At 71.3% G+C, this 26,892-nt stretch carries 20 protein-coding genes; 16 read left to right on the top strand and 4 right to left on the bottom strand.

All coding sequences use genetic code 11. The features are described from left to right. Positions 1-94 precede the first annotated feature (94 nt). From tig to D8M39_RS09615, 5 genes are all read left to right on the top strand, one after another. Positions 95-1,429 carry a trigger factor gene (gene tig / locus D8M39_RS09635; protein WP_161971389.1) on the top strand — a complete coding sequence of 445 codons (1,335 nt, stop codon included), beginning with the start codon at positions 95-97 and terminating at the stop codon, positions 1,427-1,429. Positions 1,430-1,726: 297 nt separating this feature from the next. Then, complete coding sequence (locus tag D8M39_RS09630; protein WP_055083911.1) at positions 1,727-2,329, top strand: ATP-dependent Clp protease proteolytic subunit; 603 nt, start codon at positions 1,727-1,729, stop codon at positions 2,327-2,329. Between the two features lie 50 nt (positions 2,330-2,379). Continuing rightward, entirely contained in the window at positions 2,380-3,042 is a 663-nt protein-coding gene (locus D8M39_RS09625) for an ATP-dependent Clp protease proteolytic subunit (RefSeq protein WP_055083853.1), read from the top strand. 149 nt (positions 3,043-3,191) lie between these two features. After that, on the top strand, positions 3,192-4,487 hold the full coding sequence (clpX, locus tag D8M39_RS09620; RefSeq protein WP_126874906.1) for an ATP-dependent Clp protease ATP-binding subunit ClpX: 1,296 nt from the start codon (positions 3,192-3,194) through the stop codon (positions 4,485-4,487). 30 nt (positions 4,488-4,517) lie between these two features. After that, the gene (locus tag D8M39_RS09615; protein WP_055083857.1) at positions 4,518-5,120 is read left to right on the top strand and encodes a DsbA family protein; all 603 of its coding nucleotides are present in this window, start codon (positions 4,518-4,520) and stop codon (positions 5,118-5,120) included. A 172-nt stretch (positions 5,121-5,292) separates the two neighbouring features. On the opposite strand, the gene D8M39_RS09610 is transcribed toward D8M39_RS09615, so the two are convergent. From D8M39_RS09610 to valS, 3 genes are all read right to left on the bottom strand, one after another. Beyond that, positions 5,293-6,324 (bottom strand): alpha/beta fold hydrolase, encoded by a 1,032-nt coding sequence (locus D8M39_RS09610; protein ID WP_055083859.1) that lies wholly within the window; start codon positions 6,322-6,324, stop codon positions 5,293-5,295. A 100-nt stretch (positions 6,325-6,424) separates the two neighbouring features. After that, entirely contained in the window at positions 6,425-7,462 is a 1,038-nt protein-coding gene (locus tag D8M39_RS09605) for a hypothetical protein (RefSeq protein ID WP_055083861.1), read from the bottom strand. A gap of 155 nt (positions 7,463-7,617) precedes the next feature. Beyond that, positions 7,618-10,266 (bottom strand): valine--tRNA ligase, encoded by a 2,649-nt coding sequence (gene valS / locus D8M39_RS09600; RefSeq protein ID WP_055083863.1) that lies wholly within the window; start codon positions 10,264-10,266, stop codon positions 7,618-7,620. A 144-nt stretch (positions 10,267-10,410) separates the two neighbouring features. Here valS and D8M39_RS09595 point away from each other — a divergent pair, with 144 nt between their 5' ends. From D8M39_RS09595 to cobA, 7 genes are all read left to right on the top strand, one after another. After that, the gene (locus D8M39_RS09595) at positions 10,411-11,211 is read left to right on the top strand and encodes an SDR family oxidoreductase (protein ID WP_094394134.1); all 801 of its coding nucleotides are present in this window, start codon (positions 10,411-10,413) and stop codon (positions 11,209-11,211) included. A 121-nt stretch (positions 11,212-11,332) separates the two neighbouring features. Further along, the gene (locus tag D8M39_RS09590) at positions 11,333-12,391 is read left to right on the top strand and encodes an ABC transporter substrate-binding protein (protein WP_055083867.1); all 1,059 of its coding nucleotides are present in this window, start codon (positions 11,333-11,335) and stop codon (positions 12,389-12,391) included. Between the two features lie 11 nt (positions 12,392-12,402). Next, entirely contained in the window at positions 12,403-13,473 is a 1,071-nt protein-coding gene (locus tag D8M39_RS09585; RefSeq protein ID WP_238694038.1) for an iron ABC transporter permease, read from the top strand. Beyond that, positions 13,470-14,525: an iron chelate uptake ABC transporter family permease subunit gene (locus D8M39_RS09580; protein ID WP_055083869.1), complete on the top strand. Its 1,056-nt coding sequence runs from the start codon at positions 13,470-13,472 to the stop codon at positions 14,523-14,525. Before D8M39_RS09585 ends, D8M39_RS09580 begins: the two co-directional genes overlap by 4 nt. After that, positions 14,522-15,391, top strand: coding sequence for an ABC transporter ATP-binding protein (locus D8M39_RS09575; protein ID WP_055083871.1), 870 nt, complete (start codon positions 14,522-14,524; stop codon positions 15,389-15,391). The genes D8M39_RS09580 and D8M39_RS09575 overlap by 4 nt, the downstream gene beginning before the upstream one ends. Continuing rightward, the gene (locus D8M39_RS09570; RefSeq protein ID WP_126874905.1) at positions 15,388-16,434 is read left to right on the top strand and encodes a siderophore-interacting protein; all 1,047 of its coding nucleotides are present in this window, start codon (positions 15,388-15,390) and stop codon (positions 16,432-16,434) included. Before D8M39_RS09575 ends, D8M39_RS09570 begins: the two co-directional genes overlap by 4 nt. 359 nt (positions 16,435-16,793) lie before the next feature. Then, positions 16,794-18,023, top strand: coding sequence for a uroporphyrinogen-III C-methyltransferase (gene cobA / locus D8M39_RS09565; protein ID WP_126874904.1), 1,230 nt, complete (start codon positions 16,794-16,796; stop codon positions 18,021-18,023). Positions 18,024-18,178: 155 nt separating this feature from the next. On the opposite strand, the gene nirB is transcribed toward cobA, so the two are convergent. Further along, positions 18,179-20,830, bottom strand: a complete 2,652-nt coding sequence (gene nirB / locus D8M39_RS09560) for a nitrite reductase large subunit NirB (RefSeq protein ID WP_126874903.1) — start codon at positions 20,828-20,830, stop codon at positions 18,179-18,181. 118 nt (positions 20,831-20,948) lie between these two features. On the opposite strand from nirB, the gene nirD reads away from it, so the two are divergent. From nirD to D8M39_RS09540, 4 genes are all read left to right on the top strand, one after another. Next, positions 20,949-21,362 carry a nitrite reductase small subunit NirD gene (nirD, locus tag D8M39_RS09555; protein WP_126874902.1) on the top strand — a complete coding sequence of 138 codons (414 nt, stop codon included), beginning with the start codon at positions 20,949-20,951 and terminating at the stop codon, positions 21,360-21,362. 310 nt (positions 21,363-21,672) lie between these two features. Further along, complete coding sequence (ileS, locus tag D8M39_RS09550; protein WP_126874901.1) at positions 21,673-24,984, top strand: isoleucine--tRNA ligase; 3,312 nt, start codon at positions 21,673-21,675, stop codon at positions 24,982-24,984. Further along, positions 24,981-26,351, top strand: coding sequence for a folylpolyglutamate synthase/dihydrofolate synthase family protein (locus D8M39_RS09545; protein ID WP_126874900.1), 1,371 nt, complete (start codon positions 24,981-24,983; stop codon positions 26,349-26,351). The genes ileS and D8M39_RS09545 overlap by 4 nt, the downstream gene beginning before the upstream one ends. Before the next feature lie 45 nt (positions 26,352-26,396). Then, on the top strand, positions 26,397-26,840 hold the full coding sequence (locus D8M39_RS09540; protein WP_055083883.1) for a DUF4233 domain-containing protein: 444 nt from the start codon (positions 26,397-26,399) through the stop codon (positions 26,838-26,840). Positions 26,841-26,892: the final 52 nt, after the last annotated feature.

The raw sequence follows: 26,892 nt of genomic DNA, 5'->3' as shown, positions 1-26,892 counted from the left end.
GCGGAACGGCCCGTGCCGTGCCGCCCGTGGACCCACCGGACCGACCCCGGTCCGTTGCAGGCAGTCACCCTACGACCCCAGGAGTACAGCGGAAGTGAAGAGCGCCGTCGAGAAACTCAATCCCACCGAGGCGAAGATCACCATGGAGATCGCCTACGCGGATCTGAAGCCTTTCCTCCAGGAGACCTACAAGGAGCTGGGCAACCAGATCCAGATCCCCGGTTTCCGCAAGGGCAAGGTGCCCTCCAAGCTCATCGACCAGCGCGTGGGCTTCGACTTCGTGGTGGAGAACGCCCTGAACGAGGGCCTCAACGCCTTCTACCAGCAGGCGCTCGCGGAGAACGAGCTCACCCCGCTGTCGCAGCCGCAGGTCGAGGTCCTCTCCAAGCCGGAGCAGGACGACCGCGAGGCCGACACCAAGGTGGAGATCTCCGTGGCCATCCGCCCCGAGATCGAGCTGCCCGACTACAAGGGCCTCGAGATCGAGGTCGAGGCGCGTGAGGCCACCGCCGAGGACGAGCAGAAGGCCCTCGACGAGCTGCGTGCCCGCTTCGGCACCCTGAAGTCCGTGGACCGCCCCGCCGCCGAGGGTGACCACGTGACCCTCGACCTGCAGGCGCTCGTGGACGGCGACGAGGTCGACGCCGCGAACGACCTCTCCTACGAGGTGGGCTCCGGCACCATGCTCGAGGGCATCGACGAGGCCGTGACCGGTCTCTCGGCCGGCGAGGACGCCACCTTCGAGACCACCCTGGCCGGTGGCGAGCACTCCGGCGAGCAGGCGACCGTGAAGGTCAAGGTCACCGCCGTCAAGGAGCGCGAGCTGCCCGAGGCCGACGACGAGTTCGCCCAGCTGGCCTCCGAGTTCGACACGATCGAGGAGCTCAAGGAGGACCTGAAGAAGCAGGCCGCCGAGTCCGCCGTGGTCGAGCAGGGCATCGAGGCCCGCGACAAGGTCCTCGACAAGCTCGTGGAGCTCATCGAGGTCCCCGTGCCGGAGAAGGTCATCGAGGACCAGATCGCCCAGCACTTCGACTCCGAGCAGGCCCAGGCCTCCGCGGAGCCCGGTCACGACACCGAGGAGCACCGCGCGGAGGTCCGCAAGAACGCCGAGACCGCGTTCCGCAACGAGATCATCCTGGACGCCGTGGCCGAGGCCGAAGAGGTCGGCGTGGAGCAGTCCGAGCTGATCGACTACATCATCAACATGTCCCAGCAGTACGGCATGGACCCGAACCAGTTCGCGCAGATGCTCGACGGTTCCGGCCAGGCCGGGATGATGGTGGGCGAGGTGCGCCGCCGCAAGGCGCTGGCCAAGGTCCTGGAGACCGCCACCGTGAAGGACTCCAACGGCGAGACCGTGGACCTGTCCTCCTTCGTGGGCACCGCCGACGACGCCGAGAACACCGAGGCCTCCGAGGCCGAGTGATCCACCCGCCGTCGTGCCGGGACGACCCGGCGCGACGGCCCCACGAGCCGCCACGGCACCCCGCACGCACGCGGGGCGGCCGTGGCGTTTCGCTGTCCGCGTGCCACCATGCGCCACCAGCGAACAGCCCGGACCACCGGGCCACAGGCCGCGGGGCGGCTACTACGCTTCTGAGACAGCAAGTGATCGTGGGTCCGCGCCTGCCGTTCGGGCAGCAGGGACCCGTCCAGAAGAAAGAGGGCATTCATGACCTCCACTCCCATCCAGCCGTACGGTGCCGCACCGGCCACTCCGCGCATGGAGGACATGGCACCGGGCGGTCAGGACGACTACGTCTACAACCGGCTCCTCAAGGAGCGCATCATCTGGCTGGGCTCCGAGGTGCGCGACACCAACGCGAACCTGATCTGCTCCCAGATGCTCCTGCTCTCGGCGGAGGACCCCGAGGCGGACATCTACCTCTACATCAACTCCCCGGGCGGCTCGGTGACCGCCGGCATGGCCATCTACGACACCATGCAGCTGATCCCGAACGACGTCGTCACCGTGGCCACAGGCCTCGCCGCGTCCATGGGTCAGTTCCTGCTCTCCTCCGGGACCAAGGGCAAGCGCTACGCCACGCCCAACGCCCGGATCCTCATGCACCAGCCCTCGGGCGGCATGGGCGGCACCGCGTCGGACATCCGCGTGCAGGCGGAGCTGATCCTGTCCATGAAGCAGCGCCTCGCGGAGCTCACCGCCGAGCAGACCGGCCAGAGCCTCGAGACCATCCTGCGCGACAACGACCGCGACAACTGGTTCGACGCCCAGCGCGCCCTGGAGTACGGCTTCTTCGACCAGATCGCGCAGTCCGCCGGCAACGTGACCGGCGGCGGCGGGACCATGAAGGACTCGCAGTAGTCCGCTCCCGCGCTGCCACGAACCATCCACAGACTTTTCAGGACGGACCAATGAACCTGCCCCACGCCACCGCACCGCAGCTGCCCAGCAGCCGCTACGTGATCCCCGACTTCGAGGAACGCACCCCGTACGGCTACCGCCGCCAGAACCCGTACACCAAGCTGTTCGAGGACCGCATCATCTTCCTGGGCGTCCAGGTGGACGACACCTCCGCGGACGACATCATGGCGCAGCTGCTCGTGCTCGAGTCCCAGGACCCGGACCGGGACATCACCATGTACATCAACTCCCCGGGCGGCTCGTTCACGGCCATGACGGCCATCTACGACACCATGCAGTACATCCGCCCGGAGATCCAGACCGTGTGCCTGGGCCAGGCGGCGTCGGCCGCCTCCGTGCTGCTCGCCGGCGGCACCCCGGGCAAGCGCCTCGCGCTGCCCAACGCGCGCGTGCTGATCCACCAGCCCGCCATGGAGGGCCAGGGCGGCGGCCAGGCCTCGGACATCGAGATCCAGGCCAACGAGATCATGCGCATGCGCACGTGGCTCGAGGAGACCATGGCGCTGCACACGAACAAGGACGTGCAGGAGATCAACCGCGACATCGAGCGCGACAAGATCCTCACGGCCAAGGAGGCCCAGGAGTACGGGATCATCGACCAGGTGCTCGACTCCCGCAAGATCAACAAGCCCTCCACGGTCACCCAGGCCTGAGGGCCCAGGGCCACGACGCACCGCACGGTCACGGCGCACCCGTCACGGGGCGTCGTGACCGTCATGCGTCCGTGGATGATTGGGCGCGGCCGGAACGGCTCGCCTAGAGTGGTTCCAGCATCCGTCGAGACGAAGTGTGAGGCTGATACATGGCGCGCATCGGAGAGAGCGTCGACCTGCTCAAGTGCTCCTTCTGCGGCAAGAGCCAGAAGCAGGTGCGCAAACTCATCGCCGGCCCGCGCGTGTACATCTGCGACGAGTGCATCGAGCTGTGCAACGAGATCATCGAGGAGGAGCTCACCGAGGTCACGGAGACGGACCAGACGGAGCTTCCCCGCCCGCAGCAGATCTACGACCACCTGCAGGAGTACGTGATCGGGCAGGAGCCCGCCAAGCGTGCCCTGGCAGTGGCGGTCTACAACCACTACAAGCGCATCCGCGCCGGTGTCTCCGGGCACACCCTGTCGATCGCGGGCTCCGAGGGGGACGAGGAGGCCATCGAGGTCGCCAAGTCCAACATCCTCCTGGTGGGCCCCACGGGCTCCGGCAAGACGTACCTCGCGCAGTCGCTCGCCAAGAAGCTGGACGTGCCGTTCGCAGTGGCGGACGCCACGAGCCTCACGGAAGCAGGTTATGTCGGTGAAGACGTTGAGAACATTCTTCTCAAACTCATCCAGGCCGCTAATTTCGATATCAAGAAGGCGGAGCAGGGGATTATTTACATTGACGAGATCGACAAGATTTCGCGTAAATCGGAGAACCCCTCGATCACGCGTGACGTATCGGGCGAAGGGGTCCAGCAGGCGCTCCTGAAGATCCTCGAGGGCACCGTGGCCTCGGTTCCTCCGCAGGGTGGCCGCAAGCACCCGCAGCAGGAGTTCCTGCATCTGGACACCACCAATGTGCTGTTCATCGTGGCCGGTGCGTTCGCGGGACTGGAGGAGATCGTCCAGCAGCGGACGGGCAAGAAGGGCATCGGCTTCGGGGCGCCCATCAAGGACACCTCCGAGGTGGACCTCACGGGCCAGGTGCAGCCGGAGGACCTGCTGAAGTTCGGGCTGATCCCCGAGTTCATCGGTCGGCTGCCCGTGGTGACCACGCTGTCCAAGCTCTCGGTCCCGGACATGGTGCAGATCCTCACGGAGCCGCGCAACGCCCTGGTCAAGCAGTACCGCAAGCTCTTCCAGCTCGACGGCGTGGAGCTCACCTTCGACCCCCAGGCGCTGGAGGCCATCGCGGAGCTCGCGATCGAGCGGGGGACCGGTGCGCGCGGTCTGCGCGCGATCCTCGAGGACATCCTCATGCCGGTCATGTTCGACCTCCCGGGCCGCGACGACATCGCCGCCGTGCTCGTGACCGAGGACGCCGTGGCGAAGATCGCGGACCCCGAGATCTTCACGCACGAGATGATCGAGGCCGAGCGGCGTCGTCACAAGTCCGCGTGAGAACGCGGCGAATCCACGAAAGGACCCAGCATGTCTGAGAAGCAGCACGTCGATTTCTGGTTCGACCCCCTGTGCCCGTGGGCGTGGATGACCTCCCGCTGGATGGAGGAGGTCGTGCGCATCCGGGACGTGGACGTGGACTGGAAGATCATCTCCCTGGGCATCCTCAACGAGGACAACCCGGAGAACCACCACCACGGCCACGACGAGTCCATGTGGCTCGTGCGCGTGATCCAGGCCGCGGCCGAGCAGCACGGCGGCGAGTACTACAAGAAGCTCTACGACGCCATGGGCTCCCGTCGGCACCCCGGTGGCATGAAGGACCTCGAGGCGATCATCACGGAGTCTCTCGCGGAGGTCGGGCTGCCCGCGGACCTCGCCGCGGCCAAGGACTCCACCGAGTACGACGACGCCATCCGGGCTTCCACGGACGAGGCCCGTGCCGTGGCGGGTCAGGACATCGGCACCCCGTGCATCGCGGTGAACGGCGTGGGCTTCTTCGGCCCCGTGTTCACCCCGGCGCCCAAGGGCGAGGAGGCCGGCAAGGTCTGGGACGGCGCCCTGGCGCTGGCGTCCTACCCCGGCTTCTACGAGCTCAAGCGCGGGCGCGAGAAGGGCCCGGACTTCAGCTGAGTCCGCCGCTCCACCTCGTCTGAAGGATCCCGCCCCGGCGGCCTGAGAAGGTCACCGGGGCGGGGTTCTGTCATCCCCGGCAGGTTTCTCGCGGGAGTCCCGGAGGTGGGGCCCATCCTCTCGTGTGGCTACCCGAGGGGAGACCGGTGCCCGTCACCGCCCACGGGAGGGATCAGCGCCGGTCCATGCCGTCCGTGAGGGCCCCGAGGGCGTCGGCGAAGGCCCCGGGCTGTGCGTTCATGACGTCGTGGGCGGCCCCGTCGACGATCCGCTCCTGCGGGTGGCCGAGCCGGTCCCGGGTGTCCTGGAGCGAGCCGCCGGAACGGGTGTCCTCCGCACCCCAGATGATGGCTCGGGGAACGGTGATCGCGCGGGTCTGGTCCTCCTCCAGGTGCAGGATGCCGCTGTGCCCGGCGCTGCCCAGGAGGGAGTGCTCCACGTCCCCCTGCGTGAGCGGGCGCATCCACTGCCGGGCGAGGCGGGCGCCGTCGTCGCCGTCGAACGCGGTGCACGCGGAGCCGCACGAGCCGGCGAGGGCCGCCCTGTTGAGCCAGGTGGAGCGGGTGAAGATCCGGTAGACGCTCGTGGTGTACGGCAGGCGGGCGATGCGGGCGCGCCAGGTGCCGTCCCCGAAGTCCAGGTCCTGGGCGTCGCCGTCCGCGAAGACGACGCCGCCCACGTCCTCCGGGTGCCACAGCGCGGTTCCGCCGGCGACGGCCGCGCCCAGGGAGTGGCCGACGACCACGGGGTGGTCGATGCCCAGCGTCCGGATCGTGCCCGCGACGAGGTCTGCCTGGGAGCGCACGTCCTCGGTGTCCCCGCCGCGGGTGTAGCCGAAGCCGGGGAGGTCGAACGCGTAGACGTCCCGGCCCTGCGCGGCGATCAGGGGTGCGGCGGCGCGGAAGGCGACCGTCGACTCGGCGAAGCCCGGGAGCAGGACCACGGGCGCGGCGTCGCCGGAGGAGTGCTTCCCGCTGGCGGCCCAGTGCTCGTAGTGGACGGCGAGGCCGCCCACGTCCGTGAATGCGCCGGCGTCCGGTTCGAGGGTGTCGGGCGGGGTGGTCACGGCGTTGCCCACCACGCTGAGCAGCGTGAGCAGCACGAGTCCGACGACGCCCACCAGCACCGCCCGGCGCAGAAGACGGCCGGTGCGCCGCAGGAACCGGCGGCCGCGGGACGGAGGAGGTGTGGAGGGCGGAGTCACCCGTTCATCATGGTGCACGGGGGCGGGAACACCTACCGCGCCGGAGCGGCGTGGACCGCCGTGGGTACGGACAGGTCTCCCTCAGCCCGCGCTGCGGCAATCACTTCACCTCGACGGTGCTCTCCAGCGTGGCGTTGCCCAGGTAGTGGCCGACGGTCGCCGAGCGGGTTTCCGCGGCGGCGGACTCGTCGGGGGACTGGATCACGGCGCAGACCCCGCCGTGGGACATCTCTGCCAGGGAGGCCGCTTCGTACTCCTTGTAGTCCGCGTTGCCACTGAGAGCTCCCACACCGCTCTCCGAGACCGCGTACTGGAACGGCCGCCAGTGGTGCCCGTTCGCGGTGGCCCCTGTCTCCTTCAGCTGCTCCTCCGTGGCGGCGTTGGAGCACAGCGCGCCCCACGCGCCCTTCAGCTGGGCGGGCATCGCGGCGTTGAGGTCCTTCTGCGCGTTGGGGCTGAAGATTCGGAAGTTGATGTCGTTGCCCTTCAACGTGGTGCCGTTGAGGTCTGCCAGTTTGTCGTTGCTGCCCACGGCCTCGCTTGGCTCGGGAGCCCCCGTCGCCTTGTCGGTCTCGGCGGAGGTCTCGGACGGCGCGAGCGACGTCGTCCCGTTGACGGTGGCGTGCGTGACGTTGTGCGGGTACTCGTGGTCCGACGCGAGCACGACGGTCTTCTTCTGACCCGCGACCACGTCGTAGTCGTCGTTGGTGAACGCGTTGTGCACTTCGATGACACGGTTCTCGGCGTCGCCGCTCTCGCTCTCGGCGGCCTCGTAGTCGTTGAGGTAGTCGCCGACCGTCGTGTACTCGACGAGCTCGCCCTCGGGCGTGGTGAACGAGGCAGCGGTGGCGCTGACCGGTTGCGTGCCGTGGATGTTGTCCACTGTCACGGCGAGGAAGTGCAGGGGCGTCTCGGACTTCTTCATGAGCTTGCGTGCTTCCTCGACCCCGGCCGGGGCTGCCACGTCCGCTGTGGCCCTGAACGCCGCGCCGTCGTCGTTGGAGCCCTCCCAGTTCGTCACGCCCTCGTACGTGCCGTGGTCTGAGGCCTCCTGCGAGGAGTCGGAGCCGTTCTGACCGGCAGAGCAGCCGGTGAGCGCGAGGAGGGCCAGGGTGGCGAGGGAGAGGGACTTCTTCATGGGATCGAGCTTTCTGGTGTGTGGGGAGGGGGGTGCCCCGCCCCGCGAGGGGAGGAGCCGGTGGTTCATGCTGAGAGCGCCCCGGTGACCCGTCGAGGTCACCGGGGCGCTCTCCGACGCGTTGTCCGTCGACACGGACTCCGCTCGTCGGTGGATCAGGCCTGCTCGGTCTGCTCCAGCACGACGTCGCTCACGGCCAGCTCGCCGTCCGCCTCCGTGAGGGTGACGTCCGCGGCGTTGCCGGCCGCCTTGAGGTCGTCCAGGCCGCCGCGCAGGCGGGCGAGGACGTCCGCCGGGGCGGAGATGGTGGCCGACTCCACGGCGGTGCGCTGCTTGACCTTGGCCTCGGACTTGGACTTGCGCAGCCCGGACAGGGCCTCGCCCACCACCGTGAGGACCTCGGGATCGCCGTCGCGCGCGAGCCCCGCGTAGCCGTCCGTGACGGGCCACGAGGCGCGGTGCACCGAGCCTGCGCGCCACCAGGACCAGACCTCTTCGGTGGCGAAGGGGATGAACGGCGCGAATAGCCGCAGCAGCGTGTCCAGGGTCGTGGCCAGCGCGGCGTGCACCGAGGCCTGGGCCTCGGCACCGCGGGAGCCGTACGCCCGGTCCTTCACGAGCTCCACGTAGTCGTCCGTGAACGTCCAGAAGAAGGACTCGATCAGCTGCAGCGCGCGGGCGTACTCGTACTCGCGGAACGCGGTGGTCGAACGCTCCACGACGTCGGCCAGCTGCGCTAGCAGGGCACGGTCCAGGTCGTTGCCGACCACGGACGCGTCCGTCCCCGAGCCCAGCACGGAGGCCTCGGTGACACCCTGCGCGAGCACGAACTTGGAGGCGTTGAGCAGCTTGATGGCCAGGCGGCGCCCGATCTTCATCTGCCCCTCGTCGTACGCGGTGTCCGCGCCCAGGCGGGCCGAGGCGGCCCAGTAGCGCACGGCGTCGGCCCCGTACTTCTCGAGGACGTCGTTGGGGACCACCACGTTGCCCTTGGACTTGGACATCTTCTTGCGGTCCGGGTCCAGGATCCACCCGGACAGCGCCGTGTTGGTCCACGGCACGGTCCCGGCCAGGGTCTCCGCGCGGACCACGGTGGAGAACAGCCAGGTGCGGATGATGTCGTGGCCCTGGGGTCGCAGGTCCATGGGGAACGTCTTGGCGTGCAGCTCCTCGTCCACGCCCCACCCGGTCGCGATCTGCGGGGTCAGCGAGGAGGTGGCCCAGGTGTCCAGCACGTCAGGGTCCGCCATGAACCCGCCCGGCTGGTCCCGCTGCTCCTCGGTGTAGCCGGGAGCGGTGTCCGTCGCGGGATCCACGGGCAGCTGCTCGTGGGACGGCAGCACGGGGTGCTCGTAGTCCGGGTCACCGGAGGCGTCCAGGGGGTACCAGACCGGGAACGGCACGCCGAAGAAGCGCTGGCGGGAGATCAGCCAGTCCCCGTTCAGACCCTCGATCCAGTTCTCGTAGCGCGAGCGCATGAACGAGGGGTGCCAGGCCATCTCACGGCCGCGCTGGATCAGGTCCTCGCGGCGCTCGGGGTCCCGTCCGCCGTTGCGGATGTACCACTGGCGGGAGGTGACCACCTCGAGGGGCTTGTCGCCCTTCTCGTAGAAGTTCACGGGGTGCATGATCTTCTTCGGCTCGCCCTCGAGATCGCCCGAGGCGGTGAGCATCTCCACCACGGCCTTCTGCGCGGAGAACACGGTCTTGCCGGCCACCTCCGCGTAGTGCTCGGCCGGGGCGCCGTCCGCGATCCACGCGGGCTGCTCGGCGGTGAAGCGGCCGTCGCGGCCGATCAGGGCGCGCGTGGGCAGGTTCAGCTCACGCCACCAGGTGACGTCCGTGAGGTCGCCGAAGGTGCAGATCATGGCGATGCCCGAGCCCTTGTCCGGCTTCGCCAACGGGTGGGCGCGCACCTCGACCTCCACGTCGAACAGCGGCGAGCGCACGGTGGTGCCGAAGAGGTGCTGGTAGCGCTCGTCGTCCGGGTGGGCCACCAGGGCCACGCACGCGGGCAGCAGCTCGGGGCGCGTGGTCTCGATGAAGACCTTCCCGCCGTCGTGCTGGTGGAACGAGATGCGGTGGTAGGCGCCCTCGCGCTCGCGGTCCTCGAGCTCGGCCTGGGCCACGGCGGTGCGGAAGGTGACGTCCCACATGGTGGGGGCCTCGGCCATGTAGGCGTTGCCGGCCTCGAGGTCCTTGAGGAACGCGAGCTGGGAGACCTTGCGGGAGTGGGCGTCGATGGTGCGGTAGGTGCGGTTCCAGTCCACGGACAGGCCCAGTGTGGAGAACAGGTGCTCGAAGACCTTCTCGTCCTCGACGGCGAGCTCCTCGCACAGTTCGATGAAGTTCTGCCGGGACACGACGTCCCAGTCGCGCTGGTTCTTCGCGGGCTTCTCCGGGGGCCGGTAGCCCTCCACGTAGGGCCGGCCGGGCTCGCAGCGCACCCCGTAGTAGTTCTGCACGCGGCGCTCGGTGGGCAGGCCGTTGTCGTCCCATCCCAGCGGGTAGAACACGTTCTTGCCGCTCATGCGCTGGTAGCGGGCGATGACGTCCGTCTGCGTGTAGGAGAACATGTGTCCCACGTGCAGGGAGCCCGAGGCCGTGGGCGGGGGAGTGTCGATCGAGTACACGGATGCGCGGTCGGTGTCCTCTCGGAACGCGTACGTCCCGTTCTCGCGCCACTGCGCGGCGTACTTGTCCTCCAGACCCTCCAGGGCCGGCTTCTCGGGAACCACCACTGCGGCGGGGGTTGTGCTGTCGGTGTTCGTGGGCGTGTCTGTACCCGTCGTCTCTTGTGCCATGCCTCCCAGTCTCTCACGGCGGTCCAGGGCTCCGGGCCCGTCCGGAGGGGTCGACGACGACGTCGCCCGCGCCGGTTCGCGGCGCACGGCCCGGCACGCACGGGGCCGGGTGCGCGCGGCGTCGTCGTCCGTAGAATCGGGAGCATGACGAACAGCACGGAATCGACGTATCCCGCTCCCGCCCCGCTCGGCGACGGCAAGGTGGCCGTGGTCTCGGGCGCCTCCACGGGCATCGGGGAGGCCACCGTGGAGCGGCTGCGCGCGAGCGGGTGGACCGTCTACGCGGTGGCCCGCCGCGAGGACCGGCTCGCCGAGCTGGCCGAGCGCACCGGGGCGGTGCCGGTGCCCACGGACATCACCGACCAGGCGCAGGTGGACGCGCTGCGGGACCGCGTGCTGGGGGAGGCCGGCACGGTGGACGCCCTGCTCAACATCTCGGGCGGGGCGCGCGGCACGGACTCGGTGGCTGACGCGGACGTGGACCGGTGGCAGTGGATGTACGAGGTCAACGTGCTCGGGACCCTGCGGGTGACCCGCGCGTTCCTGCCCGCCCTGCGCGCCAATGGGGAGGGCACGGTGCTGAACCTGACCTCGCTCGCCGCCATGCGGGCCTACGAGGGCGGCTCCGGGTACAACGCCGCGAAGTACGCGGAGCGCGCCATGACCGAGGCGCTGCGCCTGGAGGAGGCCGAGCACAAAGTGCGCGTGGTCGAGATCGCGCCCGGGCTGGTGCACACCCCGGAGTTCTCGCTGCGCCGCCTGGGCGGGGACGAGCGGAGCGCGGAGAAGGTCTACGAGGGCGTCGAGAAGCCGCTCACGGGCCGGGACGTGGCCGAGGTCTGCGCGTTCGCGGTGGAGTTGCCGCACCACGTGGACATCGACACCCTCACGCTCAAGCCCGTGGCCCAGGCGGCACCGCACAAGGTGATCCGCACCACGAGCTGAAGCCGGGCGCCCACGCGGCAGCGGGGGAGGGGCTCGGGCCGGGGCGGTCTCCGCTTGCCAGCGCCGGGACGAGGAATTAGGTTAGGCGAGCCTTATCAAATCATTCGCTCCAGGAGAGCCCATGCCCCGCGACCTGCCCCAGCCCCGTCACCAGCTCAGCCGCCGCGCCGTCCTCGGCTCCGGCCTGGCCCTGGCCTCCATCGTGGGCCTCGCCGCGTGCTCCACCGGATCCCGCGACGGCGGCGGCGCCGCCACCCCGGGTGCGACCGCCTCCTCCACGCCCACCGACACGTTCCCCGTGACGGTCGAGCACAAGCTCGGCAGCACCACCGTGGAGAAGGCCCCCGAGCGCGTGGTGTGCGTGGGTGCGAGCAACACCCAGGACTTCGTGGCGGCCCTCGGGGTGGTCCCCGTGGGGATGACCAAGGTCTCGTGGGGCGGCAACGACAAGGGCTCCACCGACTGGTTCGACGCCAAGGTCACCGAACTGGGCGGGCAGAGCCCCAAGACCATCGACGAGTCGGACGGCGTGAACTTCACGGAGATCGCGCAGCTGAGCCCGGACCTGATCATCGCCGTGAACTCCGGGGTGACCCAGGACGAGTACAAGCGCCTCACCGAGATCGCCCCCGTGGTGGCCTACCCCACGGGCCCGTGGGTGAACTCGTGGCAGGACATGCAGAAGCTCACCGCCAAGGCCCTGGGCCGCTCGCAGGCCGGTGACGACCTCGTCTCGCAGACCGAGGAGCTCATCAGCAAGCGCTCGGAGGACCTCGGGGACGCCAAGGGCAAGACCTTCATCTACGGGGACGTCACCCAGAGCCTGGGCTTCTACGGCCCCACGGACGGGCGCCCCCGCTTCCTCACCGCGCTGGGCCTGAGCCTGGCCCCGGTGGTCTCCAAGAACATCTCCGGGGACGAGTTCTGGCGCGAGTGGCCCAAGGAGCGCGCGGACGAGCTGCAGAGCGACCTCTTCGTGGCCGCGGCGGAGGACGACGCCCAGGCGGAGAAGTTCCGCACGGACTCCGTGCTCAAGACGATCCCCGCGATCAAGGACGGCCACAGCCTGTTCCTCACGTCCCAGCCGGACGTGCTCTCGGGCTACTCGTCCTCGCCGCTGTCCATGCCCCACGCCTTGGACGCGCACATCCCGGCGATCAAGAACGCCCTGGGGGCCTGACCTCCGTGAGCGTGAGCACCACCGCCGCCCGCCCCGGAGCCCGGGGCTCCACCCGCGCCCGTCGGAGCGCACGCGGGCCCGTTCTGTGGCTCGTCCTGCTCGGGGTGCTGGCCGCGGCGGTGGTGCTCTCCGTCTCGTGCGGTGCACGTCCCATCGCGCTGGACGCCACGTGGCGCACCGTGCCGCAGGTGCTCTTCGGGGACCCGGAGAACGTCCCCGGAGTCACGGCCATCGACGGTGCGGTGGTCCAGACCCGCGTGTGGCGCACGGCGGCCGGTGTGCTCACGGGCGCCGCGCTGTCCGTGGCCGGCGCGCTGCTGCAGGGTGCCACGCGCAACCCGCTGGGTGACCCCGGGATCCTGGGCCTCACCGCGGGGGCGGCCTTCGCCGTGGTCACGGGCGGGGCCTTCCTGGGCCTCACCGCAACGGTGGACCAGCTCTGGCTCGCAGCGGTCGGCTCCGCGGTCGCGATGGCCGCCGTCTACGCGCTCGCCTCTGCCGCCCGGGGCGGGGCACGCCCCGTGACCCTGGCCCTCACGGGTGCCGCCGTCTCCGCGGGACTGACCGCGCTCACCAGCTCCGTCCTGCTGAGCCACCAGGCCACGTTCGACACGTTCCGGCGCTGGCAGGTGGGGGAGCTCACCCGCCCGGACGGCTCGTTCCTGCTGCTCGCCACCCCGGTGATCCTGGTGGGACTGCTGCTGGGGTGGGCCGTCGCGCGCTCGCTGGACACCCTGACCCTGGGCGACGCCCTCGGACGTGGCCTGGGCACGCACCCGGCGCTCACCCGCACGCTGGCCGGACTGGCCGTGGTGCTGCTGGCCGGAACGTCCACCGCGCTGGTGGGGCCGCTCGTGTTCTGCGGGCTGCTCGTGCCGCACGCGGTGCGCGTCGTCGCCGGGGTGTCCTACCGCCGGGTGGTTCCGGCGTGCATCCTCGCCGGGCCCAGCGTCGTGCTGCTTGCCGACGTTGTGGCGCGGGTGCTCGTCCCGGACCGCGAGATCCAGGTGGGCATTGCCCTCGTGGTGCTCGGCGCACCGGCCCTCGTGGCCGTGCTGCGCGGGAAGGCGGTGACCTGGTGAGCACGCTGACCGCCCGCCCGTCGCAGCGCTCCGAGACCGTCACCGCGGTGCGCGCCTCCCGTTCCCTCACCCGCCGCCGCGTGCGCCGGGTCACCCTCGGACTGCTGGCCGCCCTCGTGGTCGCCGGCTTCGCACGGATCGCCCTGGGCAAGTACGTGGTGGCGGTTCCGGACCTGCTCGCGGTGCTGGCCCACGACTACACGGGGCCCGCGGACTACATCGTCTGGCAGATCACCCTCCCGCGCACCGTGCTGGGAATCCTCACGGGGATCGCCTTCGGTCTGGCGGGCCACCTCTTCCAGCGGGTGCTGCGCAACCCCCTGGCCTCCCCGGACATCATGGGCGTCTCCTCCGGAGCCGGACTCGGCGCCGTCCTCGCCATCACCGTGGGCGGGCTCTCCGGCGTCGCGGTCACCCTCAGCGCGCTCGCGGGCGGCTTCGGCCTGATGGCCGCCGTCGTCCTGGCCGCCGGGGGAACCCGCGCGAACATCGGCCGGCTCGTGCTCACGGGCGTGACCGGGGGAGCGCTCACGAGTGCGGCGATCAACGCCGTGCTCACCCGCGCTGACATCTACGCCGCGCAGGACGCGATGCAGTGGCTCACCGGCTCGCTCGCCGCGGCCTCGTGGCAGGACATCGCCCGCATGGCGCTCACCCTGCTCGTGCTGCTGCCACTGTGCGCGCTGCTGGTCCCCGCCGTGGACGCCCTCGGCACGGGGGACGCGCTCGCGGCCGGGCTGGGCGTCCGGGTGCCGCGGGTACGTCTTGCTGCGCTGGGCCTGGCCGTCGCGCTGGTGGCCGTTGCCGCCGCCACGGTCGGCCCGGTGGCGTTTGTGTCCTTCATGGCCGCGCCCATCGCGCGCGGTCTCGGCGGTGGTGAGGGCAGGGCCCACCACGCCGCGCTGGTGGGGGCGCTGCTCATGGTGGTCTCGGACTATGTGGCGGCCGAGGCCATCCCCAACCTGGCCCTGCCCGTGGGGGTCGTCACGGCCGCCGCGGGTGCACCCGTGCTGCTGTGGCTGCTGATCGGACGAGGAAAGGCGGAGGCATGAGTGCTCCCGAGCAGAACGTGGCCGTGACCGGGGACCGGGAGCGGACGGCCTCGTCGTCGCTCGAGGTCCGCGGGCTGAGCGTGGGCTACGGAGGCGCGCCGATCCTGCGGGACGTGAGTGTCACGTTCCCCGCCGGGCGCGTGAGCGCGCTGGTCGGTGCCAACGGCTGCGGCAAGTCCACGCTGCTGCGCACGTGCGCCCGGCAGCTCACCGCGGACTCCGGGCAGGTGCTCGTGGGCGGGGAGGACGTGAGCGCGTGGCACCGCCGGCGCTTCGCGCAGACCGTCGGCTTCCTGCCGCAGGACCCGGTGGCGCCCGAGGGCGTGACCGTCCAGGAACTGGTCTCCCGTGGGCGCCACCCCCACCGCGGTGCCTTCGGACGCTGGCGCGCCGAGGACGACGCCGCCGTGGCCGAGGCCATCGACCTCACCGGGCTGGGGGATCTGGTGGACCGGCAGGTCACCGCGCTGTCCGGCGGGCAGCGCCAGCGCGTGTGGATCGCCCTGGCGCTCGCGCAGCAGACGGACGTGCTGCTGCTCGACGAGCCCACCACGTACCTGGACATCGCTCGCCAGGTGGAGATCCTGGACATCCTGGGCCAGCTGCAGCGGGCCCGCGGGATCACGCTGGTCATGGTGCTGCACGAGCTCTCGCTCGCCGCCCGGTACGCGGACGTGCTCGTGGCCGTGAAGGACGGCGGCGTGGCCGCCCGTGGACCCGCGCACGAGGTCATGACGGACGAGACCGTGAGCTCGGTGTTCGACATGAGGGCGCGCGTGCTGCACGACGACGTCACCGGGGCCCGCGTGGTGATCCCGCTGTCCGCCGGGCGCGCGGACGCCCCCGCGGAAGGGCTGCGGCCGTGACGCAGCTGGCGTGCGTGAGCGCGCGGGTTACGGGCACCGAGCGGCTGAGCGAGCACCTCGTGCGGGTGCGGGTGGCCGGCGAGCAGCTGTGGACGATGCCGTGGGGCGAGCAGGGCCCCGGCCCGCGTGCGGACGCCTACCTCAAGGTCCTGGTCCCGCCCCGGCGCGGGCAGCTGCTGGACGTGGACGTCTCGGACGTGGCCCGCTGGCGTCGCGAGTTCATGGCCGCGCCACCCGAACAGAGCGGCTGGATCCGCACCTACACGGTCCGGGACGCCACCACCGTGGACCTCGCGGGCCGGGAGGTCCCCGAGCTCGCGATCGACGTGGTGCTGCACGGGGACCCCGAGCACGGCATGGGCCCCGGGGCCGCGTGGGGCGAGTCCACGCGGGAGGGCGAGGACGTCCAGCTGCTGGTTCCCACGGGCGACGCCGCCTGGTGGGCCGCGTGGGACGAGCACCGGGCCGCCGGGCAGGACGTCGTGCTCGCCGGTGACGAGACGGCCCTGCCCGCCGTGGCGGCGATCGTGGACGGTCTCGACCAGGGGGTGCGGGTGCAGGCGGGCGCCACGACGTGCGCGCCGCCGCGCCGCCTGGAGGTGGCCGTGGAGGTTCCCACCGGCGGCGACGCCGCGACCGCCGCCGGGCCGCGGGCGCTGGAGCGGGCGACGTCGTCCCCCGGGGACCGTGCGCTGCGCGTGCGGCTGGCGGGCGGCACCGAGTTGTCCTGGACGTGGCTGCCCCGGGAGGACCGGGCGCGAAACCTGGCGCTGGAGCTGTGGCTGTGGGCCCGACTCTGCGAGCGCACGAGGCGGGGCTGGAGGCGCGCGGAGCCCGAGACCGGGAGCGCGCACGGGACCGCAGCCGAGGACCCGGAGTTCGTGTGGAACACCGCGAGCACGGAGGGCCGGGGGACGTACTGGTTCCTCGCCGCGGAGTCCTCGGGCGTGAAGTCGCTGCGCCGGATGTGCGTGAGCGCGGGCGTGCCCCGCGGCGACATCTCCTTCATGGGCTACTGGAGGCTCGGCGCGGCGACCGAGTGATCTCGTTCGCGTGACGGCGCGGGGGACGACCGCGCCCCATCGGGGGACGACGCCCCACGTGGGATGCCGGAGCGACGGCGTGCGAGCGGTGGCGCCGGGGTAACGGGGCGTACCCGGGAGCGCTGGCCTGGCGTGGCGGGGGCGACGTCGCATGGCCGATGAGACACGCGTGACGCGTATGTGACGGGCCGGGTGGGCGCGGACGGTGCTGTGCGTAGCATGGCGGGGATCCCACCGTGCCCCGGTGCACCGGTTCCGTCGTGGCGACTGTCCGCCGCGAGCGCCGCCTCGCCGGGCCCGGACCAGCGCACGAGGACGGCCTCTCACCCGGGTCGCCCGCCCGAGGAGCTCCGCCGGCCATGACCTACCCCCTGGGCCTCAACCTGTCCGGACGCCGCGTCCTGGTGGTCGGCGGCGGTCCCGTCGCGGCGCGGCGAGTGCCGGGGCTGCTGGCCGAGGGCGCCGTCGTCGACCTCGTGGCCCCGGACGTCACGGACGCCCTGCGCGAACTGGCCACGGTGGGGGAGCTGACCTGGCACGAGCGTGGCTTTGTCCCGGAAGACCTCGACGGCGCGTGGCTCGTGCTCGCCCACACGGGCTCCCCGGAGCTGCAGGACCTCGTGGCTGAGGCAGCAGAGCGGCGTCGTGTCTTCTGCGTCAAGGGTGGCGACGCGGCGCACTCGGTTGCCTGGGTCCCGGCCACCGCGCGCGCCCACGGCGTCACTGTGGCCGTCAACGCCACGGGTGACCCGGTGCGGGCCAAGCGCATCGCGGCGTGGGTAGCCGCGCGCCTGGAGAGCGGCGAGATTCCCGTGGGCGCCCACCGTGCGTCGGAGGACGGCGTGGAGCGTGAACCGGGCGCGCAGGCCCCGGGCACCGTGGCCCTGGTGGGCGGCGGACCCGGTGACCCCGGCCTGCTCACGCTGCGCGGCCGTCGGCTGCTGGCCGGCGCGGACGTCGTGGTCGCAGACCGGCTGGGGCCCACGTCTCTGCTTCCGGAGCTCTCCGAGCACGCGCGGATCGTGGACGTGGGCAAGCGCGCCGGGTACCACAAGGTCACCCAGGACCGGATCAACGAGACGCTCGTCGAGGAGGCACGGCTCGGGCACCGTGTCGTGCGGCTGAAGGGCGGGGACCCGTTCGTGTTCGGCCGCGGGGGCGAAGAGGTCGAGTACTGCCACGCCCACGGCATCCGGACCGAGGTGGTGCCCGGGGTGACCTCGGCCATCTCCGTGCCCGCGGCGGCCGGGATCCCCGTGACGCACCGGGACCTGGCCCACGGATTCACGGTGATCACCGCGCACGAGGAGCTGCACCACGTGCCCTACCGGGACGGCCACACCCTCATCCTCATGATGGGCGTGCGCGGCCTGGCCCGGCACTGCGAGACCCTCGTGGCCGCGGGCTACCCACCGGAGACCCCCGTGGCCGTGGTCGAGCGGGGGTGGACCCCCGAGCAGCGGTGCACCGTGGGGGACCTGGCGGGCATTGCCGCCACCGCGGAGCAGCGGGGGGTGCGGGCGCCCGCCGTCATCCTGGTCGGCCGGGTGGCCGCGCTGGGGGAGGACGACGCCGCCGGGGAACGCTGAGGGCCCCAGCCGGGAGCCCGTGTGGGCTCCCGGTGCTGACGTCCCCAGGGAATGTTCCCAGCGAACTGGCCCCGGGCCCCTCTGCTCAGGAGAGACTGCTCAGAGGACCGCGGGTCAGGGGCAGCCTCAGGCGCAGTTGCTCGGAGAACGCCCGCTCACGGCTGGCCCACGGGGATCTTCGCCCCGGAGACGAGCACGCGGTGGCCGTTCCCGGCCTCGGACTCGTCCACCTCCTGCGGGGTGGCGGGGCGGATCTGGTCGCGTTCGAGCACGTACATGCGCGCGTCCAGGTCCGCGGGATCGCCCTCGGGCTCGTTGACGAAGGCCCGGAAGCGGCGCATGCGCTGCGGGTCCGCGAGGGTGGCGGCCCACTCGTCCTCGTACGCCTCCAGGTGCCGCTCCACCTCGGCCTCGAGGTCCGCGCAGATGCCGAGCGAATCGTCCACGATCACGCTGCGCACGTGCTGGGTGCCGTCCCCGTAGGTCTCGTCCAGCTCCTCGAACCAGCGGGCGGTGCGCTGCAGCCGGTCCGCGGTGCGGATGTAGTACATGAGGTAGCGGTCCACGTAGCGGAAGACCTCCTCGCGCGTGAGGTCCTTGGCGAGCAGCCGCCCGTGCGCGGGGTTGGAGCCGCCGTTGCCGCCCAGGAACAGGTTCCAGCCGTGGGTCGTGGCGATCACGCCCACGTCCTTGCCCTGGGCCTCCGCGCACTCGCGGCTACACCCGGAGACGCCGAACTTGAACTTGTGGGGCGAGCGCAGCCCGCGGTAGCGGTTCTCCAGGTCCACGGCGAGCGCCACGGAGTCCTGCACACCGAAGCGGCACCACGAGTTGCCGATGCAGGACTTCACGTTGCGCAGGGCCTTGCCGTAGGCGGAGCCGGACTCGAAGCCAGCGTCCACGAGCTCCTGCCAGATCCGGGGCAGCTGCTCCAGGCGGGCGCCGTAGAGCCCGATCCGCTGCGCTCCGGTGATCTTGGTGTAGAGCCCGTACTTCTCGCCCACGGCCGCGAGCACGGCGAGCTTGCGCGGGGTGATCTCCCCGCCGGGGATGCGGGGGATGACCGAGTAGGTGCCGTCCTTCTGCATGTTGGCCATGTTGCGGTCGTTGGTGTCCTGCAGGGTGCCGCGCCCGCCGTCCAGCGAGTAGGCGTGGACCTGGGAGTGCAGGATCGAGGCCACCGTGGGCTTGCACACCGCGCAGCCGTCCTCGCCGGTGCCGAAGCGGGCGAGCACGGACTCGAAGTCCTCCAGCCCGGTGCTGCGCACGGCCTCGTAGAGCTCGGGGCGGGAGAGCTCGAAGTGCTCGCACAGGGCCTTGGACACCGAGAGCCCGAGGGCCTTCATGCGCTGCTTGAGGGTCTTCTCCAGCATGGGCACGCACGAGCCGCACTGGGTTCCGGCGCTCGTGCAGGCCTTCAGGGAGGCGACGTCCCGGTTGCCGGCGTCGATCGCGGAGCGCACCGTGCCGAAGTCCACGTTGTTGCACGAGCACAGCACGGCGTCGTCGGGCAGCTCGATGTCCCCGGGCCCGTCCCCGCCGGCGGCGGAGAGGTACACGCCCGGTTCGGCGGGCAGCTCGCGGCCCAGCAGGGGGCGCAGGGAGTCGAAGGGCGCGGTGTCGCCCACGAAGACCCCGCCCAGCAGGGTGCGGGCGTCCTGGGCGACCACGATCTTCTGGTAGATCCCGCGCGCCGGGTCCGCGTAGACGACCTCGAGGCAGTCCGGGGTCTTGCCCAGCCGGTCGCCGAAGCCGGCGACGTCCACGCCGGAGAACTTCAGCTTGGTGGCCACGTCGAAGTCCGCGACGGCGCTGTCCCCGCCGAGCAGGTTCACGGCCGTGGCCTCGGCCATGGCGTTCGCCGGTGCCACGAGTCCCCACGTGCGCCCGAGGATGTGGGCGACCTCCCCGATGGCCCACACGTGCGGGTCCGTGGTGCGGCAGCCCTCGTCCACCACGACGCCGCCGCGCGGGCCCACGGGCAGGTTCGCGTTCTTCGCGAGGTCGTCGTTGGGGCGGATGCCCGCGGCCATCACCACGAGGTCCGCGTCAATCGTGTGCACCTGCGACTCGTCCCCGAGGGACTCGGCCAGGGACACCGAGACCACCGCGCCGGAGGCGTCCAGGTTCACGGAGGAGATGAACGCGCCGCACTGCACGCCGATCCCCGTGGCCCGGATGAGGTCGTTGACCATGTGCCCGCCGGCCTGGTCCAGCTCGATGGACAGCAGCCACGAGGCCACGTCCAGGATGGTGGGGTCCGCGCCCACGTGCTGCAGCCCCTGGGCGGCCTCCAGCCCGAGCAGTCCGCCGCCCACCACGACGGCCCGGGGCCTGCGCCCCAGCCGCGCGGTGAGCTCCGCGACCTCGTCGACCATGCCGCGGACGTCGTCCACCCCGCGGAACACGTGGGTGTGGTCCGAGCCGGGAATGGGAATCACCGCGGCGCGGGAGCCGGTGGCGAGCACGACGTCGTCGTAGGGGTGCTCCTCGCCCCGCTGGTCGGTGACCACCCGGCGCTCGCGGTCCAGGGCCACGGCGCGGGTCTCCGTGAGCAGGCGGACCTCCGGCCGGGACCACAGGGAGCCGTCGCCCAGGGTGAGGTCCCGCTCCGGGTCGTCGAAGAGTTGCTCGAGCGCCACGCGGTCGTAGGGCGTGTAGGGCTCCTCCGCGAGCACGGTGATGCTCAGCGGCTCCTCCGCCCGTTCCGTGAGTGCGCGGACCAGGCGGAACGCGGCGGGGCCTCCACCGAGGACGAGGACGGACCGGGGCCTCTCGGCCGCGGGTCGATCGGAGAGCGTTGTCATGGGGTGTCCTTCCGGGGTCCGGCTGGCGTCCCGCGTCCGTGACGGACGCGACACTGCTAGATTAGCGCCGAGAATGCGAATTATCTGGGCGCCCGCGCGGCGCGGTGGGAGGTTTTCCATGGACAGCACGACGTCGCAGGGCACCACGCAGGGGTCTCCGGCCGCCCACGGCGAGGGGGCGCGGCGGCCGTCCGCCCCGGACGCGGAAGGCTGGGTGGACGTGTGCGCGTTCGAGGACCTGGAGGTCAACTGGGGCGAGGCCGTGATCGTGGCCGGGCACGAGTACGCGGTGTTCCGCACCAACGACGACCGCGTGTTCGTCACCGACCACCGGGACCCGCGCTCCGGTGCGCTCGTGATCGCCCGCGGCATCGTGGGCCGCCACGGCGAGCAGCACACGGTGGCCTCACCGCTCTACAAGGAGACCTACGACCTCGCCACCGGGCAGTGCATGGCCGGCGGGGACTGGACGCTGCCCGTGTATCCCGTGCGGGTGCAGGAGGGCCGCGTGCAGTTCCAGCCCGCGGTCTGAGGGCCTGGACGCACGGGGAGCACCGGGGGAGGACGACGCCGCCCGGCGCGCTATCATGGACGGGTGCGCCTCGTGCGCGCGGGCGCTGATCCGGCCATCACCGGGGAGCCCCTCCGGAAGAACCGGCCGCCAGCGGCCCCAGTAGAACCGGACGTCCCGGGCACGTGACAGCCCTCAACGAGCGGCCCGCGGCGTCGTCGGCACCAGTCGACGAGGCGGCGGACAAGCGAGGTGGTACCGCGCCACCGGCGCCCCGTGCGCCCGGGCGTCCTCGCATCCTGAAACCGTTGTCATCTCAGGATGGAGCACCGTGACCGACTCTTTCGTGTATCCCAAGGCGAGCACCGACCCCGCCGCGCAGGGCGTGCCGCCCGCACCGCGGCTGCCGCTCATCGAGGAGCGGGTGCTCGAGTACTGGAAGCGGGACAACACCTTCCAGGCCAGCATCGACCAGCGTGAGCGCGGCGAGGACGGCTCCAACGAGTTCGTCTTCTACGACGGCCCTCCCTTCGCCAACGGCCTGCCCCACTACGGGCACCTGCTCACCGGCTACGTCAAGGACCTCGTGGCCCGCTACCAGACCCAGCAGGGCCGCCGCGTGGAGCGCCGCTTCGGCTGGGACACCCACGGTCTGCCCGCCGAGCTCGAGGCCATGAAGCAGCTCGGGATGACGGACAAGCAGGAGATCGAGTCGATGGGCATCGACAAGTTCAACGACGCCTGCCGCTCCTCCGTGCTCACCTACGCCAGCGAGTGGCAGGACTACGTCACCCGCCAGGCCCGCTGGGTGGACTTCGACAACGACTACAAGACGCTGAACCCGGACTACATGGAGTCCGTGATCAGCGCGTTCAAGGCCCTCGACGACAAGGGCCTCGTCTACTCCGGCTACCGCGTGCTGCCGTACTGCTGGAAGGACGAGACGCCGCTGTCCAACCACGAGCTGCGCATGGACGACGACGTCTACAAGATGCGCCAGGACACCTCCGTGACCGTGGCGTTCCGGCTCTCTGACGACACCTCCTGGGCCGCGGAGCCCGCCGTGGCCGCGGAGCTCGCCGGCGCCGAGGCCATCGCCTGGACCACCACCCCCTGGACCCTGCCCACCAACGAGGCGCTCGCCGTCGGGCCCGCGATCGACTACGCGCTGGTGCCCGGCGCGGGGGAGCTGGCGGGCCGCCGCTTCCTCGTGGCCGCGGAGCTGGCACCCGGCTACGCGAAGGACCTGGGCTACGGCGACGCCGAGGACCCGGCCGCCGCCGTGCGGGACGCGGTCACGGCGCACTACACGGGCGAGCAGCTCGCGGGCATCCGCTACGCCCCGCTGTGGGACTACTTCACGGACGCCGAGCGCTTCGGCACCGAGCACGCGTGGCAGGTCCTCGTGGCGGACTACGTGACGACGACGGACGGCACGGGCATCGTGCACCAGGCCCCGGCCTACGGCGAGGACGACCAGCTCACGTGCGCGGAGCACGACATCCCCGTGGTGCTCTCCGTGGACGAGAGCGGCCGGTTCTACCCGTTCCTCACGGACGAGTCGCTGGCCGAGGGCGCCCCGCTGGCCGCGCTGGCCGGGCTGAACGTGTTCGACAGGGAGGTCACCCGCACCGTGGTGCGCGACCTGCGCGAGCGCGGCGTGCTGGTCCGCGAGGCCTCCTACGAGCACTCCTACCCGCACTGCTGGCGCTGCCGGAACCCGCTGATCTACCGGGCGGTGTCCTCGTGGTTCGTGAGCGTCACCGCGTTCAAGGACCGCATGGTGGAGCTGAACCAGGAGATCAACTGGATCCCGGGCAACGTCAAGGACGGCCAGTTCGGCAAGTGGCTCGAGAACGCCCGCGACTGGTCGATCTCGCGCAACCGCTACTGGGGCTCGCCCATCCCCGTGTGGGAGTCCAGCGACCCCAACCACCCGCGCCGCGACGTCTACGGATCGCTCGCGGAGATGGAGCGGGACTTCGGCCGGCTGCCGCGCAACGCCTCCGGGGAGGTGGATCTGCACCGGCCGTGGATCGACGACCTCACGCGCCCCAACCCGGACGACCCCACGGGGCAGTCCGTGATGCGCCGTGTCCCCGAGGTGCTGGACGTGTGGTTCGACTCCGGGTCCATGCCCTACGCCCAGGTGCACTACCCCATGGAGAACCGCGAGTGGTTCGAGACGCACAACCCCGGTGACTTCATCGTGGAGTACATCGGCCAGACCCGCGGCTGGTTCTACACGCTGCACATCCTGGCGACCGCGCTGTTCGACCGCCCGGCGTTCCGCAACGTGATCTCCCACGGCATCGTGCTGGGCTCGGACGGGCAGAAGATGTCCAAGTCCCTGCGCAACTACCCGGACGTCAACGAGGTCCTGGACCGGGACGGCTCGGACGCCATGCGCTGGTTCCTGATGTCCTCGCCAATCCTGCGCGGCGGCAACCTGGTGGTGACCGAGCAGGGCATCCGCGACGGCGTGCGGCAGATGCTGCTGCCGCTGTGGAACGTCTACCACTTCTTCGGCCTCTACACGAACGCTGCGAACGGGGGAGCGGGCTACGACGCCCAGCCCCGTTACGACGCCGAGCACGTGATGGACCGCTACATCCTGGCCGAGACCGGTGCCCTGGTCACGGACACCAAGCGGCTGTTCGACGAGTACGACATCTGGGCGGCGGCCGAGCGGCTGCGCAGCTACATGGACACGCTCACCAACTGGTACGTGCGCCGTTCCCGCGAGCGGTTCTTCGAGGAGGACACCCAGGCGTTCGACGTGCTTTACACGTGCCTGGAGACGGTGTGCCGCGTGAGCGCGCCCCTGCTGCCGCTGATCAGCGAGGAGATCTGGCGCGGTCTCACGGGCGGGCGCTCCGTGCACCTGACCGACTGGCCGGACGCGTCCCTGTTCCCGCGGGACGAGGACCTGGTCACGGCCATGGACCGCACGCGCGCCATCTGCTCGGCGGGCTCGGGGCTGCGCAAGGCCAACAGCCTGCGCGTGCGTCAGCCGCTGGCCGGCATGACGGTCGCGGTTCCCGGCGCCCACGCCCTGGAGGGCACGTTCGAGGAGATCGTCGCGGACGAGCTCAACCTGCGCTCCGTGACCCTGGAGGACTCGGACGAGGTCTCCGCGGCCGAGTACGGCATCTCCCAGGAGCTGAAGGTCAACGCCCGCGCGGCCGGGCCGCGCCTGGGCAAGCAGGTGCAGCAGGTCATCAAGGCCACGAAGACGGGCGACTGGTCCGTGACCGAGGAGGGCGGCGTCGTCGCCGGCGGGGTCGAGCTGCAGGAGGGCGAGTACGAGCTCGTCACCGTGGTCGACGACGCCGCGGCGAGCTCCGCGCGCGCCGTCACCGTGCTGCCCGGCGGCGGCTTCCTGGCGCTGGACACCGAGCTCACGGACGAGCTGCGCGCCGAGGGCGTGGCCCGCGACGTCGTGCGAGCCATCCAGCAGGCGCGCAAGGACGCCGCGCTGAACGTCTCCGACCGGATCCGCACCCGCGTGGCCGCGGACGCCACCACCGTGGCGGCCGTGGAGGCCAACCGCGAGCTCGTGGCGGGGGAGACCCTGTCCGAGGAGCTGGAGCTGGTCCCCGCAACGGACCTGAGCGTGAGCGTGGAGGTGGTGTCCGCATGAGCGCGGCGAGCGAGCACGAGAACTTCGCGTCCGTGGAGGACATCTACCAGCACCTGCTCTCCCGCGCGCCGGAGGACCGCATGGCGCCGCGCCTGGACGCGGTGCAGCTGGCCGTGGAGGCCCTCGGGGACCCGCACCGCAGCGCCCCCGTGGTGCACGTGACCGGGACCAACGGCAAGACCTCCACCGCACGGCTGGTCGAGTCCCTGCTGCTGGCCCACGACCTGCGCGTGGGCCGCTACACGAGCCCGCACCTGGAGCGCGTGACCGAACGGATCAGCATCGACGGCGAACCCGTCTCCGACGAGACCTTCGTGCGGATCTACGGCGAGATCGCCCCGTACCTGGACCTCGTGGACCGCCACCTGGAGGCGGACGGCGCCCCCCGGCTGACCTACTTCGAGACCCTCACGGTGCTCGCGTTCGCGGTCTTCGCGGACGAGCCCGTGGACGTGATGGTCCTGGAGGTGGGCATCGGCGGCTCGTGGGACGCCACCAACGTCGCGGACGCCGCGGTGTCCGTGGTGACGCCCATCGACCTCGACCACACCGGGATGCTCGGCGAGACCGTCGAGGAGATCGCCGGGGAGAAGTCCGGGATCGTGAAGCCCGGCGGGTTCCTCGTGAGCGCCGCGCAGCAGCCCGGGGCCGCCCAGGTGCTGCTGGAACGCGCCACGGAGCTCTCCGTCCCGTTCCGCTTCGAGGGAGTGGAGTTCGGGGTCGAGCAGCGCACCACCGCCGTGGGCGGGCAGGTGATCACCCTGCAGGGCCTCGCCGCGCGCTACGAGGACCTCATGCTGCCGCTGTTCGGTGCCCACCAGGCGCAGAACGCCGCGGTGGCCGTGGCCGCCGTCGAAGCCCTGCTCGGGGGCGGCGAGAAGCCGCTGAACCAGGAGCTCGTGGCCGCCGGGCTCGGCGCTGCGTCCTCGCCGGGCCGGCTCGAGCTCGTGCGCACCGCCCCGCCCGTGCTGCTCGACGCCGCCCACAACCCGCACGGGCTGCTCGCCTCCGCGTCCGCCCTGCGCGAGGCGTTCACGTTCACCACCCTGAACCTCGTGGTGGGCGTGCTCCAGGACAAGGACTCCGAGGCCATGTTCCGCGTGCTCGCGGACGAGTACCGCGAGTTCGACGTGACCCTGTGGTGCACGCGCTCGCAGTCCCCGCGGGCCATGGACCCGGAGGAGCTCGCCGAGATCGCCGTGGACATGGGCTTCGACGAGGACACCGTGCGCGTGGCACCGCGACTGGAGGACGCCTGCTCGGCCGCCGTCCAGGACGCCGTGGACCGCCACGCCTCGGACGGGGCCGTGCTGATCACCGGGTCGATCACCGTGGTGGGTGAGGCGCGTGCGCTGCTCGAGCTGTGACCCCCGCGCCAGAACCCACCACCCCCGACCCTCGGAAGGAACCGCATGGCCCGCATGAGCAAGGCGCAGCGCGAGTGGCGCCCCGGACAGCCCAAGAAGAAGGGCTCGGTCAAGACGATGTTCGCGTCCAGCGTGCTGAGCATCGAGGCGTTCATCGTCTTCTTCGCCGCCCTGGCCGCGTTCGGACTGGTGGCACGGGACTGGAGCACTCCCGCGAAGGTCTGGCTGATGGTCGGGGCCGTGGTGCTCGCGGCGGTGTTCGTCATGGCGTGTGCCGTGCTGCGCCGGCCGTGGGGCTACGCCGCGGGGTGGGTGCTGCAGCTCGTGCTGATCGCCACCGGGTTCGTGGTCCCGGCCATGTTCGTGATCGGTGCCATGTGCGCCCTGGCCTGGTGGTACGCCGTGGTCAAGGGCGGAAGCATGGACCGGGAGAACGCCCAGCGCGCGGAAGAGCAGCGCCGCTGGGAGGAAGCCCACCCGCAGACCTGAACCGCCCGGGGCGAGCCCTGTCCCGGGCCGCGTTCCCGGACCCCCGGCCCGG

The sequence above is a fragment of the Kocuria sp. HSID17590 genome, from assembly GCF_003989485.1.
Taxonomy (GTDB): Bacteria; Actinomycetota; Actinomycetes; order Actinomycetales; family Micrococcaceae; genus Kocuria; species Kocuria salsicia.
Note: the sequence above shows the minus strand (reverse complement) of the source record. Positions and strands in the feature narration are given on the sequence as shown.